At 34.5% G+C, this 18,519-nt stretch carries 11 protein-coding genes and 1 tRNA gene; 6 read left to right on the top strand and 6 right to left on the bottom strand.

What is annotated here, in order from left to right:
* Positions 1-107: 107 nt before the first annotated feature.
* From QMA06_RS05105 to QMA06_RS05095, 3 genes are read right to left on the bottom strand one after another with little or no spacing between them, the layout of a single operon-like run.
* Positions 108-1,043 carry a PorP/SprF family type IX secretion system membrane protein gene (locus QMA06_RS05105; RefSeq protein WP_290205797.1) on the bottom strand — a complete coding sequence of 312 codons (936 nt, stop codon included), beginning with the start codon at positions 1,041-1,043 and terminating at the stop codon, positions 108-110.
* A gap of 10 nt (positions 1,044-1,053) precedes the next feature.
* Entirely contained in the window at positions 1,054-9,114 is an 8,061-nt protein-coding gene (locus QMA06_RS05100; RefSeq protein WP_290205796.1) for a T9SS type B sorting domain-containing protein, read from the bottom strand.
* Positions 9,115-9,148: 34 nt separating this feature from the next.
* The gene (locus QMA06_RS05095; RefSeq protein ID WP_290205795.1) at positions 9,149-9,592 is read right to left on the bottom strand and encodes a hypothetical protein; all 444 of its coding nucleotides are present in this window, start codon (positions 9,590-9,592) and stop codon (positions 9,149-9,151) included.
* A 316-nt stretch (positions 9,593-9,908) separates the two neighbouring features.
* Here QMA06_RS05095 and QMA06_RS05090 point away from each other — a divergent pair, with 316 nt between their 5' ends.
* From QMA06_RS05090 to QMA06_RS05075, 4 genes are all read left to right on the top strand, one after another.
* The gene (locus QMA06_RS05090) at positions 9,909-10,394 is read left to right on the top strand and encodes a SixA phosphatase family protein (RefSeq protein ID WP_290205794.1); all 486 of its coding nucleotides are present in this window, start codon (positions 9,909-9,911) and stop codon (positions 10,392-10,394) included.
* Entirely contained in the window at positions 10,394-12,448 is a 2,055-nt protein-coding gene (ppk1, locus tag QMA06_RS05085; RefSeq protein ID WP_290205793.1) for a polyphosphate kinase 1, read from the top strand. Before QMA06_RS05090 ends, ppk1 begins: the two co-directional genes overlap by 1 nt.
* A gap of 2 nt (positions 12,449-12,450) precedes the next feature.
* The gene (locus QMA06_RS05080) at positions 12,451-13,356 is read left to right on the top strand and encodes a Ppx/GppA phosphatase family protein (RefSeq protein ID WP_290205792.1); all 906 of its coding nucleotides are present in this window, start codon (positions 12,451-12,453) and stop codon (positions 13,354-13,356) included.
* Positions 13,357-13,463: 107 nt separating this feature from the next.
* The gene (locus QMA06_RS05075) at positions 13,464-13,994 is read left to right on the top strand and encodes a porin family protein (protein WP_290205791.1); all 531 of its coding nucleotides are present in this window, start codon (positions 13,464-13,466) and stop codon (positions 13,992-13,994) included.
* A 90-nt stretch (positions 13,995-14,084) separates the two neighbouring features.
* Here QMA06_RS05075 and QMA06_RS05070 read toward each other — a convergent pair whose 3' ends face one another.
* The 3 genes from QMA06_RS05070 to QMA06_RS05060 all read right to left on the bottom strand — a co-directional run bounded on the left by QMA06_RS05070 (position 14,085) and on the right by QMA06_RS05060 (position 17,226).
* Positions 14,085-15,665, bottom strand: a complete 1,581-nt coding sequence (locus tag QMA06_RS05070) for a M28 family peptidase (protein WP_290205790.1) — start codon at positions 15,663-15,665, stop codon at positions 14,085-14,087.
* Positions 15,666-15,792: 127 nt separating this feature from the next.
* Positions 15,793-16,824 (bottom strand): M28 family metallopeptidase, encoded by a 1,032-nt coding sequence (locus tag QMA06_RS05065; RefSeq protein WP_290205789.1) that lies wholly within the window; start codon positions 16,822-16,824, stop codon positions 15,793-15,795.
* A 66-nt stretch (positions 16,825-16,890) separates the two neighbouring features.
* Positions 16,891-17,226: a hypothetical protein gene (locus QMA06_RS05060; protein ID WP_290205788.1), complete on the bottom strand. Its 336-nt coding sequence runs from the start codon at positions 17,224-17,226 to the stop codon at positions 16,891-16,893.
* A 349-nt stretch (positions 17,227-17,575) separates the two neighbouring features.
* Between QMA06_RS05060 and QMA06_RS05055 the strand changes: the two genes are divergently transcribed.
* Together QMA06_RS05055 and QMA06_RS05050 are read left to right on the top strand one after the other, a co-directional pair.
* Positions 17,576-17,660: transfer RNA gene (locus QMA06_RS05055), tRNA-Ser, on the top strand.
* A 180-nt stretch (positions 17,661-17,840) separates the two neighbouring features.
* On the top strand, positions 17,841-18,413 hold the full coding sequence (locus QMA06_RS05050) for a pentapeptide repeat-containing protein (RefSeq protein WP_290205787.1): 573 nt from the start codon (positions 17,841-17,843) through the stop codon (positions 18,411-18,413).
* Positions 18,414-18,519 lie beyond the last annotated feature (106 nt).

The following is an 18,519-nucleotide window of genomic DNA, read 5'->3' as shown; positions in this document are numbered from 1 at the left end:
TGTTTAGATTTATTGTTAGTCAAAGGTCATCACGTTATTTTTCGAGACTTGTATTTTTAAATATTTGAATAAATTCTGAGCATGTCCGAAATATAATTAGGTTCTATTTAAAAATATCTTGGTGATTTAATTCGTTTGCTTTTAAACACTTCAAACATGAGTAGTATCTCATGTGTACCGCTCGTGTAAGGGGCGATATCTGAAAGTGGGTATTCATAAGCATAACCAATTCTAAATTGCTTTGATATTTGAAAATCGGCAATACCACCAAGCGCTGCTGCATGTTCGTTAGCTCTATAAGCGGCTCCGAGCCATAATGTTTCATTAAATAGAAAATTTGCTGACACATCAAAAGAAAGTGGTGCTCCATTAGTTGCTTTTAATAAAACAGAAGGTTTTAATTTTGTATTAGCACTGAGGTCAACAACATATCCACCAGTAATATAGTAACTAATACGCTCTAGTGCTACATAATCTAAAGTACCTTCACGTCCTTTATTATAGTCAGTATTTAGAATTCTTGGAACCGACAGGCCTGCATACCAACGCGATGAATGTAAATACAAACCAGCACCAATGTTGGGACTCCATCGATTGGAGACATCATTAAAAAATTGATCTCCAACAACACTTGGGTCGGTTAGTAATTCTTCATCTAAGAAGTAGTGCGTCATTCCAGCTTTTAAACCAAAGGCTAATTTGATACTTTCAGTTGCTTTTATAGTATAAGAGTAATCGGCATAGAGGTATGAAAAATTTTCATAGCCTAATTTGTCATTGATAAAGGAAATTCCTAAACCCATGTTTTCGTTTCTTAGTGGTGTATGGACCGATAAGGTTTGGGTTTCGGGACCTCCTTCTAAACCCACCCATTGACTTCTATGTAAACCTACAATACTTAAGGTTTCTCTACTACCAGCATAGGCTGGGTTTATAGAAATTGTATTAAACATGTATTGTGTAAATTGAGGTAACTGCTGCGAAAATGCAGTTGACATACTCAATAAGAGAATCACAACGCTTGTAATTTTTGATAACTTCATTGGTTAAGTTTTAATTTGTTGCTACGTAAATAGGACCTGTGAATGGTGCCAATCCACTATTTTTCACATTAATTATATAATAATAGGTACCAGTTGGGACTTTACCTGAACTTCCTATTGAAGAACTATGAGCTTCTCCATTCCAATCATTTTGGTAATTGTTAGATTTATATATTTCTGCACCCCATCGATTGAATATCTGTAATTCTATTACAAAACCACATTCCTCAATAGATTGTACGGTAAAATAATCATTTACATTATCACCATTAGCCGTTACCGTTTTAGAAATAAGAATATTATCTACAGAACTACATGGTAATACTAAGCAATCATCATCAATAGTAACATTGACTTCAACTTCTGTTGGGCAAGGTCCGTCTGTAATAGCATACAAAAATGTATATTCTCCTACTTCTGCAGTAGATGGATCGAAAGAACTTCCGTTTAGAGTTGTATCTCCACCAATAACACTCCAACTGCCATCCCTATTATAATTACCAGACAACAATTCGAATAAATCAAATTCAATATCTAGTACACAACGGAAACCGTCTTCTACGTTTATTACATTGTTAAGCTCTACACTAATATTTTGTGTATAATCAGCTGTGTTTCCACAATCATCTGTAACGGTCCAAACTCTTGTAATGTTGTAGTCTTCAGAAATGTTCGTTTGCGTTGACGTTTCATTATAAGTAACGGTGATATCGTTAGAACAAGAATCTTCAAATACTAAACTTGGTTTTTCAGGAATACCATCACAAGCTACTACAATATTTTCTTCTAATGGAGATACCAACGCTGGTGCCGTAGTATCTTGTACCGTAATTAATTGTGTATGCTCAGCTAAATTTCCACAACTATCTTCAGTTTTCCAAGTACGCTGAATAATATAATCTCCAAGACATAACCCATTGATAGTTTCTTCTTCAAAAGTAACCTCAACCGTACCACAGCTATCCGTTGCTGTTAAAGTGTCTGCAGCTGGTATAGCATCGCATTCAGCATCAATATCTGATGGTAACATTTCATTAAAAACAGGAGCCGCTGTATCTTGAACAGTTATGGTTTGTACCAGCGTGGTGGTATTGTTACAATCGTCGGTTAATGACCAAGTTCTTGTAATCATAAATTCACCTGGACAATTACCATCTATTATATTATCTGTAAATGTAGCATTTAGATCAGTTGAACAATTATCAGATTCATCAGTTACATCACCCGTTATATTCAAATCTTGCGTATCACCATTGCATTCTATTGTTAAATCTTGGGGCACAGTAAACGTTGGGGCAGTGGTATCTTGAACATTGATTATTTGATTTACTGATACCGTATTGCCACATGTATCCGTTGCAGTCCAAGTTCTAGTAATTGACTTTGCGTTTCCACAAGTAATTTCTTCAGAGTCTTCATAGGTTATATCAGTCTCAGCGCATTCATCTTCAGCTGAAGCCATTCCTGTAATTGATGGATCGATACTTTGGTTACATTCAATAGTAATATCCGAAGGAACTGTAAGAATTGGTGCTACCGTATCTATTACAGAATATGTTGCTGAAACCGTAGAACTATTTCCACAGTCATCGGTTGCCGTAAATATGACTGAAATGCCACCGTCTTCACAATTTAAATTTGTGTTAGAATCGTAATTGTTAGTCCAAGTTACTAAACCACAATTATCAGTCGCAGTGGCTCCAGCGTTATTTGCTAACCAACTTTCTAGAGTTCCGTCGGCAGAACTCGCACATTCAATATTAATATTTTCTAGAGTGGTATTATCGATTAATGGTGCCGTTGTATCCTGAACTGTAATAGTTTGCATCAAGGTTGTGGTATTATCACAATCATCCGTTAATGTCCATGTTCTTGTTATAATAGAAGCACCTGGACAAGTTCCGTCAGTAACACTATCAGTAAAAACAGCATCTAAGTTAGCCGAACAGTTATCGGCTTCATCAGTAACATCACCCGTAATAGTAAGATCTGTAACATCCACATCGCACTCAAGAGTAATATCAGCAGGCACTGAGAATGTTGGAGGTGTGGTATCTTGAACTGTAATAGTTTGCATCAAGGTTGTGGTATTATCACAATCATCTGTTAATGTCCATGTTCTTGTTATAATAGAAGAACCTGGACAAGTTCCGTCAGTAACACTATCAGTAAAAACAGCATCTAAGTTAGCCGAACAGTTATCGGCTTCATCAGTAACATCACCCGTAATAGTAAGATCTGTAACATCCACATCGCACTCAAGAGTAATATCAGCAGGCACTGAGAATGTTGGAGGTGTGGTATCTTGAACTGTAATAGTTTGCATTAAGGTTGTGGTATTATCACAATCATCCGTTAATGTCCATGTTCTTGTTATAATAGAAGAACCTGGACAAGTTCCGTCAGTAACACTATCAGTAAAAACAGCTTCTAGATTAGACGAACAGTTATCGGCTTCATCAGTAACATTACCCGTAATAGTAAGATCTGTAACATCCACATCGCACTCAAGAGTAATATCAGCAGGTACTGAGAATGTTGGAGGTGTGGTATCTTGAACTGTAATAGTTTGTACAAACGTTGTGGTATTATCACAATCGTCTGTTAAGGACCAAGTTCTTGTTATAATAGAAGCACCCGGACAAGTTCCTTCAGCAAGACTATCAGAAAAAACAGCTTCTAAGTTAGCCGAACAGTTATCGGCTTCGTCATTTACATCACCTGTAATAGTAAGATCTGTAGCATCTGCATCGCACTCAAGAGTAATGTCAGCAGGCACTGAGAATGTTGGAGGAGTGGTATCTTGAACTGTAATAGTTTGTACAAACGTTGTAGTATTATCACAATCGTCTGTTAAGGACCAAGTTCTTGTTATAATAGAAGCACCCGGACAAGTTCCTTCAGCAAGACTGTCAGTAAAAACAGCATCTAAGTTAGCCGAACAGTTATCGGCTTCATCAGTTACATCACCTGTAATAGTAAGATCTGTAGCATCTACATCGCACTCTAGAGTAATGTCAGCAGGTACTGAGAATGTTGGAGGTGTGGTATCTTGAACGGTTATAATTTGGTCTTCAGAAACGGAATTACCACATACATCAATTGCGGTCCATGTTCGTGTTATTGTTTTTGTGTTTCCACAAGCTTCGACTTCAGAATCGGTAAACGAAATATTTGGCGCAGCACAATCATCTACCGCTATAGCAGTTCCTGTAAATGTTGGGTCAGTAGATTCATTACATTCAATAGTGACATCAGTTGGCACCGTTAATGTCGGGGGAAGAGTATCACTAATTGAGTAGCTAGCAGCTACGGTAGCTGAGTTTCCACACTCGTCAGTCGCCGTGAATCTTACTATAATAGCACTATTATCACAATCAATATCTGTATTAAATCCAAAGTCGTTAGTCCAAGTAACATCTCCGCAAGAATCAGTTGCTGTTGCTCCGGCGTTATTATTAAGCCAAAGTTCTAGTGTTTCCTTTGGATCTATACCACATTCTATATTAATATTCTCAACAGTTGTTTCATCAATCATTGGTGGTGCTGTGTCTTGTATAGTAATCGTTTGGATAGATGTGGTGGTATTATCACAATCGTCTGTTAGGGACCAAGTTCTTGTTATAATAGAAGCGCCTGGACAAGTTCCGTCAGCAACACTATCCGTAAAAACAGCTTCGAGATTAGACGAACAGCTATCCGCTTCATCAGTTACATCACCTGTTAATGATAAATCCGTAGCATCTACATCACATGCTATAGTGATATCGGCAGGCACAGAAAACGTTGGTGGTGTGGTATCTTGAATTATTATAGTTTGAACATTGGTTGTAGTATTATCACAATCGTCTGTTAAGGACCAAGTTCTAGTAATTATAGAAGATCCTGAACAAATTCCATCAGCAATACTATCTGTAAAAGTAGCATCTAGATCGGTAGCGCAATTATCAGCTTCATCCGTTACATCACCTGTGAGAGCTAGATTGGTAACATCTACATCACATTCAATAGTAATATCGGCAGGGACTGTAAAAGTAGGATTCTTTGTGTCTTTAACAGTTATAATTTGATCTTCAGAAACTGAGTTCCCACAAGCATCGGTTGCTGACCAGTTTCTTGTAATGGTTTTGGTATTTCCACAAGCTTCAACTTCGGAATCTGTAAAGGAAACACTTACTGCAGCACAATCATCTACTGCTGTAGCCATTCCCGTATTCGTGGTATCGGTAGTTTCATCACATTCAACAGTGATATCGTTAGGCACAGTTAATACAGGTGCATTTGTATCTATAATAGAATAGGTTGCTGTAAATGTATCTGCATTACCACAACTATCAGTTGCTGTAAAGGTGACTACAATTGCTCCGTCGCTGCAATTTAAATTTGTATTAGCTCCAAAATCATTAGTCCAAGTTATAGTGCCACAATTATCAGAAGCAGTTGCTCCCGCATTATTAGCTAGCCAATTTTCTAGTGTTCCGTCAAGAGTAATTCCACACTGAATATCGATATTTGAAACTCCTGAATCGTCAATAATCGGCGCTGAGATATCTTGAACTGTTATGGTTTGAACAAATGTTGTAGAATTATCACATTGGTCTGTTAAGGACCAAGTTCTTGTTATTACTGAATTATTTGGACAAGTTCCATCTGCCACACTATCCGTAAAAATAGCATTGAGGTTAGAAGAACAATTATCAGATTCGTCCGTTACATCACCTGTTAATGTAAGGTCTGTTGCATCGACATCACACGCAATAGTAATGTCAGCCGGAACCGTAAAAGTAGGAGCAGTAGTATCTTCCGTTGTAATTATTTGATCGGCAGAAGCTACATTGCCACAAGCGTCAGTTGCCGTCCATGTTCTTGTCACGATTTCTGTGGTTCCACATGCAACAGTTGAGACATCGTTAAAAGTTATTGTTACTTCGCCACAAGCATCGGTCGCTGTTGCGTTTCCGATATCGGCAGGATCTAAACTCGTTCCGCATTCCACTTTTACATCGCTAGGAATGGTTAATGTTGGTGGAGTGATGTCCTCCGTTGAAATTATTTGATCGGCAGAAGCTACATTGCCACAAGTATCAGTTGCTGTCCATGTTCTAGTTACAATTTCTGTGGTTCCACAAGCAGCATTTGAGACATCGTTAAAAGTTATTGTTACTTCACCACAAGCATCGGTAGCTGTTGCGTTGCCAATATCGGCAGGATCTAAACTCGTTCCGCATTCCACTTTTACATCGCTAGGAATGGTTAATGTTGGAGGAGTGGTGTCCTCCGTTGAAATTATTTGATCGGCAGAAGCTACATTACCACAAGCATCAGTTGCTGTCCATGTTCTGGTTACTATTTCTGTGCTTCCACAAGTAGCAGTTGAGACATCGTTAAAAGTAATTGTTACCTCACCACAAGCATCGGTCGCTGTTGCATTGCCAATATCGGCAGGATCTAAACTCGTTCCGCATTCCACTTTTACATCGCTAGGAATGGCTAATGTTGGTGGAGTGGTGTCCTCCGTTGAAATTATTTGAATGGCAGAAGCTACATTGCCACAAGCATCAGTTGCCGTCCATGTTCTGGTTACTATTTCTGTGCTTCCACAAGTAGCAGTTGAGACATCGTTAAAAGTAATTGTTACCTCACCACAAGCATCAGTAGCTGTTGCGTTTCCAATATCGGCAGGTTCTAAACTCGTTCCGCATTCCACTTTTACATCGCCAGGAATGGTTAATGTTGGTGGAGTGGTATCTTCCGTTGAAATTATTTGATCGGCAGAAGCCACATTGCCACAAGCATCAGTTGCCGTCCATGTTCTTGTTACTATTTCTGTGCTTCCACAAGTAGCAGTTGAGACATCGTTAAAAGTAAGTGTTACCTCACCACAAGCATCAGTAGCTGTTGCGTTTCCAATATCGGCAGGTTCTAAACTCGTTCCGCATTCCACTTTTACATCGCTAGGAATGGTTAATGTTGGTGGAGTGGTGTCTTCAACAGTTATAACTTGTATATGTTTATTTGTATTATTACAATCATCAGTGGCTGTCCAAACACGTGTTAAAGTAAATTGATTTGAACAATTTCCGTTTGCTCTTGTTTCATTATAAGTAAGAGACGTTTCACCGCATAGTGCTGAGGCAGTAAGTATTGTGGCTTCAGGAATATTATCACATTGCACCGTAATACTTTCTGGTAGAACCTCATTAAAATCTGGTCCATTTGGATTACCGATTGTAATAACTTGTACATATTCTGAGCTTGTTCTACCACAAGCGTCAGTAAATACCCAAGTATTAGTGTACGTACCTGTACTCTGACAATTTTCATCTGGAACAAAGTCTCCAGTTACTTTTGTATAGGTAAAATCACACTTATCAGTTTCAGGAGATAAACTCTGTGCTAATGCAAGCGCATCAGTATCATCGCAATTTAATGCTCTATCTAATTCATTGATAGGTGTTGCCCATATTGCCTCCGACGGTTGATTAAAGGTTATAACTGTTGGATCTAAAATTCCGACATTACAATCATTAATTGTAGCCGAACTTAGTGTGCTAAAATCAGAAGGATTTAAGACCCCATTGTAGGTGGCATTAAATTGGAATGGATACGATAACGCACAACCATCTTCTAGAAAGTAGCATTCATCTTTAACTTTAAATTCAAAATCTACATCAATTAGAGGACTTCCTACGCTTAGTAAACCATCTGCAATAAAAAAGGTTAGTTCATTAGAATCATTATCTAACGTATAGGTAATTCCATTCGGTAAATTGCCTGGCAGAAATTCTAACTGCGGAGGAAGAAGGGTTGAAATCTCAAAATTAACCGCATTATCGTTACCCAAGTTTTGTAAGTTGAAATTTACACCGATGGTTGAATCTGGATTAATAGAGTTACCGCCAGTATTTAAAACCATTTCTATTGGATTCATATCAGGAGCCCAAACATCTATGGATAACCCTAATAAATATAAGCCATATGTTTCTTGGTTTGAAGTAAGTCTAATCTGAGCTGAGGTCTGGCTGTTACCAATTATTGAATTGAATGCACCTCCATTATTTAATTCAAAAACAGCAGCATCAAAACCAAGTGTATTAGTACTTGCAGGGTTTCTATCTGTAAAATTAGAATTGCCGACTGTGATACGACTATTAAAAAAATTGCTAGAACTTCGATTAGGAGCACTTAGATCTACAAAGTTTCCGAATCTATTTCTAATCTGTAATCTATCACCAGATAAATCTCTATCGCCTTCTAATGCTCCAATTACAAATTTTGCATTTACTGGACCAGAAGAAATTGTTTGAAATCCATTGAAATTAATATCAAAATCTTTATCAATACCCGAAATACCATTACTGATATGGGCATAACCATCAAAAAGACTGACATTTTTAGAAGGTAAGTTTGGGCTTTCATATACAAAAACAATTTGCCAACCGCCAGAAGTACCAGTGTTACCGCCACCGTGGCCTATTAAACTACCAGTTTTTGCTTCGATATTTGCAACCTGATATTTTCCATAAGGGTTTGAAATATTTAATAAATCGCTAGTTATATCCTTAACACAGATATAGGGATCATTACTAAAATGCGTGTTTCTTCCTCTAAAAATAACTTCATCTGCTGTAATTGTGTTATAACTTGTCTGACCAGGAAGCATTAGCTTAACATTGTTGTAATTCCAATTGGCATTATTATCAGAGTTCAAATATCCAGGCTCTAAGTCGGCAGCGGCCCAATATAAATAAGCCTTTCTAATACTTAAACATGCTAATTGAGGTTCTGGATTAGTGAAGTTGGCACTACTAGAATTAAAGGTAGAATTATCAGCATCAATGTCTACATAAACATTGTTGTTAAAATTATGATTTCCACTGGCACCTGTATAATTTCCAGTAGAAGTTCTAGAAATGATATTGTTAGCTATAATAGTAACATCTCCCTTAACCGTTTGGTTAAATCGAGGCGCAAAAGCTTTCTGTACTTGTGCAAATGAAGCAAAACTTAAAACTAGAGCAAACCCTAGAAAAATCTTGTGTAAATGGAAGAATTGAGTAGTTTTTTTCATAAACCCGAAAGTTTAGTTTATATTTTAAGTAGGATTAGTTGAAATCTTTTGGATCTGGTATAAATGATTCAATTGTAATGGTATTGCTAATTGGTCTACCTTCACTTGATATCGCTGTTACCTCAGTACAATTCCATGAATTTAATCTTGCAGTTTTTGATCGCATAAGTTTAATGTATACTTTAACGGATTGACCAGAATTTATATTTAATCCGTTGGGTTGTCTTGCTTTTTTGTTATCCAAAACTTGATGTGAAAAATCAGTTTGAATTGATTTACCCTTACTGCAAGGTGTGTTGGTTGTAGCTAAGGAAAACGGTGCGGATTTGGAACTGGTATTAGTAACGTTGACTAAATAGAAATGTTCGGAGGCTGTATTGGGTTCGTCTGAATTTTCAATAACCGATAGCTTTAATTCTTGTCCATAAGAAGCCAGTAAGCTCAGTCCAAAAATAATGATAGTAATAATTGTTTTCATACTTAAAAATTGATTAACAAAATTTAGGGTCGCTTTGCGATGTTATTTTCCGATAATTAAATACATTAATTAAAGGTAAACACTTGTCGTTTAACAGCCTAATCAAAATATTTAGAGGGAGGGAATTTTTAGTGAACGTACACTAAAATGGATTATTAATATATTTTTAACTTGGGGTCATTTACATTAATTTTACGTAACAAAAGAACTTATAACAAAAATCATTCACAAACATAAGCGTTAAAGCGGCAATTTAATCGTTAAAACGGAAATATGCAACATTTTGTCGAAAAAAAATGCATTTAATCGAAATTATATGAAAAGTATTATATTAATGAGACATGGTAAATCATCCTGGACACATAATGTAACAGATAAAGAAAGACCATTGAAAACTAGAGGACGAAATGACGCGAAGTTGGTTGCTAATCAGTTTAATGCAAAACATAGTACCCCTAAAATAATTTTTTCCAGTCCTGCAATTAGAGCGTTGACAACGTGTGAAATTTTTATAAATGCATTAAATATTTCCAAGGATAAAATTACAGTCGTTGATGATTTGTATGATTTCAATGGTGAAAGTGTTATTAATTTTATTAAAAATTTGAATAACTCTATAGATGAGGTTATGATTTTTGGTCATAATCATGCATTCACATCAATTTCTAATATATTTGGAGACACTTATATTGATAATCTTCCTACAAGCGGTTTGGTGAAAATCAATGTAGATATCGATAATTGGAAAGATTTAAAACAAGGAACAACAGAATTTTTAATTATTCCAAAGGAATTAAAATAATGACTAAAGATAAAAATAGCTATATAAATAGAGAATTAAGTTGGTTAAAATTTAATGAACGCGTCTTACAAGAAGCTGCAGATAAAAATGTTCCGTTAATTGAACGTTTGCGTTTTTTAGGAATTTTTTCAAATAATCTAGATGAATTTTTTAAGGTTAGATATGCAACGGTAAAACGAATTTATGAAGCAGGTAAAGGCGGTAAAAGTGAATTAGGTGGCATAAAAGCTGGTGATCTCTTAGAAGAAATTACTAAAATTGTTATAGAACAACAGACGTATAGTTTAGAGATTTTAGATGAGATTGATAAAGAGTTAGAAAACGAGAATATATACATCGTTAATGAAACGGAAATAGATAAGGATCATCATGATTTCATCATGAATTATTTTTATCAAGAAATTAGTCCAGCTTTAGTGGTAATAATGCTTAATGAAGATGTTGCTTTACCAGAACTACAAGACATTTCAGCTTATTTAAGTGTAACGATGTCTAATTCTAAAAAGAAAAATCAAATAGCATTGATAGAAATTTCCTCTACTATGGATCGGTTTATCGTGTTACCTGGTAAAGGTAAAAATAGCTATATAATTATGGTTGACGATATCTTAAGATACTGTTTGGATGAAATCTTCAATATCTTTAATTATGAGCATATTAGCGCTAATATGATTAAAATTACAAGAGATGGGGAATTAGATTTCGATAGCGATCTTAGTAAGAGTTTTGTAGACAAACTTTCAGAAAGCGTAAAAGACCGACAAAGTGGAGCTCCAGTACGTTTTGTATATGATAAAAACATAGAAAAATCTACTTTAGAATTTTTATTAAAACGAATGTCAATTGATGAAAAAGAAAGTATTATTCCTGGTGGTCGGTATCATAATCGTAGAGATTATATGAATTTCCCGAGCTTAGGAAGAACAGATTTGCTGTATAACAAAATTAAACCTCTACCTGTAAGAGGGCTGAGCTTGGAAGAGAGTATTTTTAAGACTATTGCTAAAAAAGATTATTTAGTCTATACACCTTATCATACGTTTTCTTATATCGTGAAATTTTTAAGAGAAGCCGCTTTAGATCCGCAGGTTAAATCTATAAAAATAACAATTTATAGACTTGCTCAAATTTCGCATGTGGCAAGCTCTTTAATCAATGCGGCTAAAAACGGTAAAAAAGTAACGGTTTCCATTGAACTTAGAGCCCGTTTTGATGAGGCGGCAAATATTAATTATGCCGAGCAAATGCAAAATGAAGGCATTAAGATGCTATTTGGAGTCACAGGTTTAAAAGTGCACTGTAAAATGTGTGTGATAGAACGCGAAGAAAATGATAAAATGGTACGATACGGATTTGTAAGTACAGGAAACTTCAATGAATCTACCGCAAAAATTTATACAGACTTTACTTTGATTACCGCTAATTCTAAAATTCTAAAAGATCTTAACAAAGTGTTCGATTTTCTAGAGGTGAATTATAAAGTTAATCGTTACAAGCACATCATTACATCACCACATTATACAAAGGCTAAGATTTTTACTTTAATCGATAATGAAATTGAAAGTGCAAAAAAAGGAAAACCAGCGTATATAAAGCTAAAAATGAACAGCATTAGTAGCTATAAAATGATAGATAAGTTGTACGAAGCTAGTAGAGCAGGTGTAAAAATACAAATGATAGTTAGAGGACTTTGTTGTTTGGTGCCAGGGGTGAAAGGAATGAGTGAGAATATTGAGATTATAAGTATTATCGATAAATTTCTAGAACATACGAGACTATATATTTTTTCGAATCAAAATAATCCTAAAATTTACATTTCTTCGGCAGATTGGATGACTAGAAATATTGACAATAGAGTAGAGGTAAGTTGCCCAATTTATGATGAAGATATAAAACAAGAATTACAGCATTTATATGATATTTGTTGGAACGATAATGTAAAAGCTCGCGTTATAAACGAGAAACAAGACAATACTTACCGTAGAAATGATAACCCTAAGGTTAGAGCTCAATTTGATACGTATAACTATTACTTAAATAATTTAGAAGGATAAATATGCTGAAAATACAAAAATATGCAGCTATAGATATAGGTTCAAATGCTGTAAGGTTACTAATATCAAACATTATCGAATTAGATGATGAGCCTGTAGTGTTTAAAAAAAATTCATTAGTCCGAGTCCCAATTCGATTAGGAGCGGATGTATTTTTAAAAGGGGAAATTTCTCAATATAACCAAGAACGCATGGTGGATACGATGAAAGCGTTTAGTCTCATCATAAAATCTCACGGCGTAACGCGTTACAAAGCGTGTGCCACTTCGGCAATGAGAGAAGCCAAGAATAGTGCACCTTTAACCGAAAAAATTTTTGAAACTTGTGGTATAAATATAGAAATTATTGATGGCGAGGAGGAAGCAGCTATAATTGCCGCAACGGACTTACAATCGTTTATCAACCCTAATAAAACATATTTATATGTTGATGTTGGTGGTGGAAGTACTGAATTTTCTATCATTCGTAATGGGGAGAAAATACAATCTAGATCTTTTAAAATTGGTACCGTAAGATTGCTCAACGATATTGTGAAAAGTGAAACATGGCAAGAACTGGAAAATTGGATTAAGGTAAACACCAAACATTATGATAAAATAGAATTGATAGGTTCTGGTGGAAACATCAACAAGATTTTTAAAATTTCTGGAAAAACGATAGGAAAACCTTTAACATACTTTTATTTAACTAGTTATTATAAGATGCTTCAGAATTATTCTTATGAGGAACGCATTACAAAGCTTAATTTAAATCAAGATAGAGCAGATGTTATTATTCCTGCCACGAGAATTTATCTATCTGCTATGAAATGGAGTGGAGCAAAAGATGTTTATGTGCCAAAAATAGGACTCTCAGATGGTATTATTAAAAGTATGTTTTATGAAACGGTTTCGAGTGTGAGTTTGTAGCTTTCAGATCTAAAACTGCTATATGTCCGATTTTTACCTATTAAAATCTAATAATTTATAATGATTTTTAGAATTTAATATATCTTCGCCATCTCAAATTGAAGATTATGAAAAAAAAATTACTCACTTTATTACTCGTTTCTTTTACAACTATTTGCCTTTCTCAAGACGTTTCTTACGGTGTAAGAGGAGCAATTAATGTATCTAATTTAGATTTTGAACCTGATGCTGATTTTAACAATCAACATAGAAATGGTTTTGCATTCGGCGGATTTGCAGATTTAGGATTATCTGAGAATATGTCATTATTATTAGAATTGCAATGGTCTGCAGAAGGTGGCAAGGACGAAGAACTCAGAGCAGATTACATCCACTTACCTGTATTACTAAGGTTTTCTTTATCTGATCGTTTAATGTTAGGAGTTGGTCCTAAAGTAAGTTTAAAAACATGGAAATCTAACGATTTATTTTCAACCGCTGCTTTTTCTGGTGTAGCAGGTTTGGAATATATGATAACAGATGAATTGTTTATAGATGCACGTATGTCTTATGGCGTAAAAAATGTAATCGATCAAGATTTTAAGCAATTAGAAGCAAATAACCATGTCATACAATTTGGTTTTGGCATGAAGTTATAAATGTTTCGGTCGTTTTACTTTTAACAGATAAACTAAAAAAGCCTTTCAATAGTTATGTTGAAAGGCTTTTTATATATGGGCTTATAAATTCTATTTGGAAGCTTTGTCAACTATAATTCTTTCTGATCTGTTGGCTAATTCCCAAGCCGTATAAAACACTAATCGTGTTCGATTTTCTAATAGGTCATATTCAATTTTATCGGCAGTATCACTTGGTTTGTGATAATCATCGTGCGTTCCATTAAAATAAAATATTACCGGAATATTATTTTTGGCAAAATTGTAATGGTCAGATCTGTAATAAAAACGATTTGGATCATTTTCATCATTAAATGTATAATCTAACTCAATATTAGTATATTTTTCGTTTACAGCTTCCGAAATATTGTGTAAGTCTGTACTTAATTTATCACTTCCAATTAAATAAATGTAATTTCTGTCGCCTTCTGTACGTTTAGGATCAGTTCTACCTATCATATCAATATTTAGATCAGCAACGGTATCTTCTAATGGAAATATAGGATCATTGTCAGTATAATGTCTAGAGCCTAAAAGGCCTTTTTCTTCTCCTGTAACATGCAGAAATAATACAGAACGTTTTGGACCATAACCGGCTTTTTCTGCAGCTTTAAAAGCTTCTGCAATTTCTAACATTGCAACAGTGCCAGAACCATCATCGTCAGCACCGTTGTAAATCTGGCCATCTTTAACACCTTCATGATCTAAATGAGCAGAGATTACTATAATTTCATTCGGTTTTTCTGAACCTTTAATTAGTGCAACCACATTTTCAGAAGTTATTGATTCAGAATTATTTTCAATCTCTAAATTCATTTTAGAATTCAGAACTTTAGGTGTACTGTTTTCTAAAATAGTTGGGTTTAAAGCTTTACCGAGTTCTTCATTAATCATAATCATTGTCATCCCAGCTTCATTACTTTTTAATGACAAACGTCCTGGTTCATCTGCTTCCGCTTGTCTCTTCAAATAAGAGGAATATCTAGCAAACATAGCGTCATCCATTAATAATAATCCACTAGCTCCGTTATTTCGGGCAGCTTCTCTTTTACTAGATATGGCTTGGCGGCCGTTTGTCCATTTTGTGTTTTCCGTTGTGCCAGAAGTTATATAGTTGCCGTTAGCATCCATAGGTTCACCAGCCTTAGCTAAAACCATCTTGCCTTTTACCTCTAAATTTTTATAATCGGAGTAGTTTTCTGCATCTATGCCATAACCCACATAAATGATATCATTAACTGAAAGGTTTATGTTTTCTGAAACGGCCAATACCAAATGATGTTCAAAAGTTTCAAAAGTTTTGTCATTAACACTCAATTTTGCATGTGCTACTTTTTGCTTTTCTAAGGGTACTTCCTGAAAATAATCGTCGCCGCCTAGTGGTGAAGGAACATTCATATTTTGATATTGTTCTTTTAAGTATTCCACCGCCAATTTCTGACCTTTTTCACCCGTATTTCTGCCTTCGAATTCATCGGAAGCATATGTGTAAAGCATGGTTTTTAGCTCGTCTGAAGTAATTGTTGACGCGTACTCGGCAGGGTCTGCGACTAAAACTTGAGTCGATTTATTAGAGGGAACATTTTTTTTTGATGATGTACCACAATTTAGCATAACTCCAGAAATGCAGAATATGAATAGTATTTTTTTCATTGATTAGATTGTTAGATTATTAGTTTAAAAGTGTTGATTTTCAACTTTAACAAAAAAGTCGAGGTTAAAAATACGATATTGATAAATCTTTAGGTTTGAGTTGAATTTCTTTTAACAGATTTTAACATTAAAGAATTTCCTTTTTAAGGCGTTCCTCTGAGTTAGCGATATACCAAGCCGTGGCAAAAATGAATTGTGTGCGTAATTGTAATAAAGGATAGTTTATTTTATCTGCCGTATCTGTCGGTTTTGTATAATCGACATGTTCACCGTTAAAGAAAAAAATTACAGGAATACCTTTTACAGCAAAATTGTAATGATCAGATCTATAATAATAACGGTTCGGATCATCATCGTCATTATACTTATAATCTAGGCTAAGATTGGTGAACGTTGCGTTTGCTTTTTGAGCAATAAAATCTAATTCAGTACTAATTTTATCTGAACCAATGAGATAAATATAATTTTCGTCGTTAATGTGTCTATCATCCACACGGCCGATCATATCGATATTTAAAGTAGCCACAGCATTATTTAGTGGAAACACAGGGTTTTCCGTGTAATACCTCGAGCCGTGTAGACCAACTTCCTCGGCCGTGACATGTAAAAATACAATACTTCGCTTAGGTCGATGGCCGTCTTGAACGGCAAGACTAAATGCTTCAGCCATTTCTAAAACAGCTGCAGTACCAGAACCATTGTCATCAGCACCGTTATAGATTTGTCCGTTAACAATGCCTTCATGATCTGAATGTGCAGAAATGTAAATATATTCGTCAGGAAATTCAGCACCTTCAATATAGGCTATAATGTTTTGAGAATCGTTTAGTTGTTTTGGTAATGCATCTTTAGGAACTTTTTGATAATAGTTTGTATGTGTCGCAGGTGGAATAATCTTAAGATCTTTGTAAGTCTGTCTTATGTAATTACAGACTTCATTGTGTCCGGGTTCACCAGTCCTTCTTCCTTCATATTTATCGGATGAAACTTCTACAACAATAGACTCTAAATCTTTTGATGTAATTGTGGTTAGGTAATTTTCAACCACAGTTTTGTCTTTATAAGTAATACTGTCTTTAAGATTATTAATTTTTTCGCTATGTCTAACATTGGCGCAAGAACCAACAAAAAGAAGAGCAGCAGCAATAAGTATTTTCATGTAGGCAGTAACTGATTGATTGAGTAAAAGTAATTTAAGTTAAGTGAAATATACTTTGAAATAAGTTTATAATTCTTCTTTCATTTCCTTGCTATCATTATATGTTTCATCGCCGTTGGTATCGTTTTGCTCAGTCTGCTTCGGTTGTTCAGTCGTATCTACTTCAGGAGTATAAATAAATCCTTTAAACACAATAAAACCCAAAGACATAATAACAAGAAGAAAGATATATTGAACGGGTTTAGTTTTTTGTTGATCTTTTTTTGACAGAAATAATAATATTAAACCACATATAAAAGCTATAATAATAGGTGAGATAGCGAGATTAAAAAATTTAGTGACGGATAATATGGTTGCAGCAAATGCTGAAATAAGCCCAATAACAATAAGTACTTTTTTCATGCTTTAAATTTTTGTTGCTAAATTAATGAACTCTTTTGACTTATTATTTCAAACCGAAAAGTTTGATCTTTAAAAATTAATATAATGTGCTTTTTATCAAATTTATACTACTTCTTAGTTATTCTGCCTCATCAGTAAGTTATTATAATGGAAAACTTGCTCATACCATATGAACCTCAAGGGGTTATATTTGAATAATAAATACGATGATAATAGTTTGAATATTATAATTTATAATAATTAAGGAATCGATTATAACACCGAAATCTTTAAACGAAAAATTTTTTTAAAAAACTATGAAAAAACCTTTGGCAACAACAAAAAGGATTTTATATTTGCACCCGCTAACGGAGAGTTGGCAGAGTGGTCGAATGCGGCAGTCTTGAAAACTGTTGAGGGTCACACCTCCAGGGGTTCGAATCCCTTACTCTCCGCAACAGAAAAACCCATAACGAAAGTTATGGGTTTTTTGATTATAACGACTAGAGAGAAGCTAAATAAGGTTGTGTTTCAGACAATTTGCAAATTAATTTTTAAAATGATTGTACTAGTTTGAGAATTGTGTTCTGAATTGTTTATTTTTTTAAATAGTCCATCTTTTGTAATCTTGTAATATGAATCTACCTCTAAAAGACAACGAAAACTATCATTCAATAGATTACTATAAAAATGTACTAACAAAAGGAGAGTATACCGACTGCACCTTTACTAATTGTAATTTTGAAAATGCAGATCTTTCTAATTTCAATTTCGTAGAATGTCATTTTGTGGAGTGTAATTTGAGTAATGTAAATGTAATACACACCACTTTCAATGATGTGGTATTTAATGATTGTAAAATCTTGGGGGTTCTATTTACTAATTGTAATACCTTTTTATTGTCTTTTAAGTTTACCAACTGTACCTTAGATTTATGTAGTTTCTATCAATTAAAAATTAATCAAACTCAATTTTTAAATTGTAGTATGCATCAAGTCGATTTTACGGATACCGAGGCCAAACATGTGGTCTTTAAAGATTGCGATTTATACCAATCAACTTTCGATAGAACGAACATTGAGCATGCTGATTTTACCTCTGCTTATAATTTCCAAATTAATCCTACTATAAATCGAATTAAGAAAGCTTCTTTTTCAAAAGAAAATATCTCTGGACTTTTAGAAAGTTTCAAGATTAAGATAAAATAGTAAATTGAATAATTTGATCTAATTATTATTGTTTTCTTAAATATTGGCACAGTTTAGTGCAAATCTAACACTTGTAAAATCAAACGTTTTCGTATATTTGCTCAGC

The sequence above is a fragment of the Winogradskyella bathintestinalis genome (genome assembly GCF_030407435.1).
Classification (GTDB): Bacteria; Bacteroidota; Bacteroidia; order Flavobacteriales; family Flavobacteriaceae; genus Winogradskyella; species Winogradskyella bathintestinalis.
The sequence above is the reverse complement of the archived record's forward strand: the minus strand, read 5'-3'. Positions and strand labels throughout refer to the sequence as shown.

What these genes read in the sequence shown, in the direction of transcription:
- QMA06_RS05070 (WP_290205790.1), bottom strand. Translation starts at nt 15,665, where the DNA reads ATGAAAAAAATACTATTCATATTCTGCATTTCTGGAGTTATGCTAAAT.
- ppk1 (WP_290205793.1), top strand. Translation starts at nt 10,394, where the DNA reads ATGACTAAAGATAAAAATAGCTATATAAATAGAGAATTAAGTTGGTTA.
- QMA06_RS05090 (WP_290205794.1), top strand. Translation starts at nt 9,909, where the DNA reads ATGAAAAGTATTATATTAATGAGACATGGTAAATCATCCTGGACACAT.
- QMA06_RS05080 (WP_290205792.1), top strand. Translation starts at nt 12,451, where the DNA reads ATGCTGAAAATACAAAAATATGCAGCTATAGATATAGGTTCAAATGCT.
- QMA06_RS05050 (WP_290205787.1), top strand. Translation starts at nt 17,841, where the DNA reads ATGAATCTACCTCTAAAAGACAACGAAAACTATCATTCAATAGATTAC.
- QMA06_RS05100 (WP_290205796.1), bottom strand. Translation starts at nt 9,114, where the DNA reads ATGAAAAAAACTACTCAATTCTTCCATTTACACAAGATTTTTCTAGGG.
- QMA06_RS05060 (WP_290205788.1), bottom strand. Translation starts at nt 17,226, where the DNA reads ATGAAAAAAGTACTTATTGTTATTGGGCTTATTTCAGCATTTGCTGCA.
- QMA06_RS05075 (WP_290205791.1), top strand. Translation starts at nt 13,464, where the DNA reads ATGAAAAAAAAATTACTCACTTTATTACTCGTTTCTTTTACAACTATT.
- QMA06_RS05065 (WP_290205789.1), bottom strand. Translation starts at nt 16,824, where the DNA reads ATGAAAATACTTATTGCTGCTGCTCTTCTTTTTGTTGGTTCTTGCGCC.
- QMA06_RS05105 (WP_290205797.1), bottom strand. Translation starts at nt 1,043, where the DNA reads ATGAAGTTATCAAAAATTACAAGCGTTGTGATTCTCTTATTGAGTATG.
- QMA06_RS05095 (WP_290205795.1), bottom strand. Translation starts at nt 9,592, where the DNA reads ATGAAAACAATTATTACTATCATTATTTTTGGACTGAGCTTACTGGCT.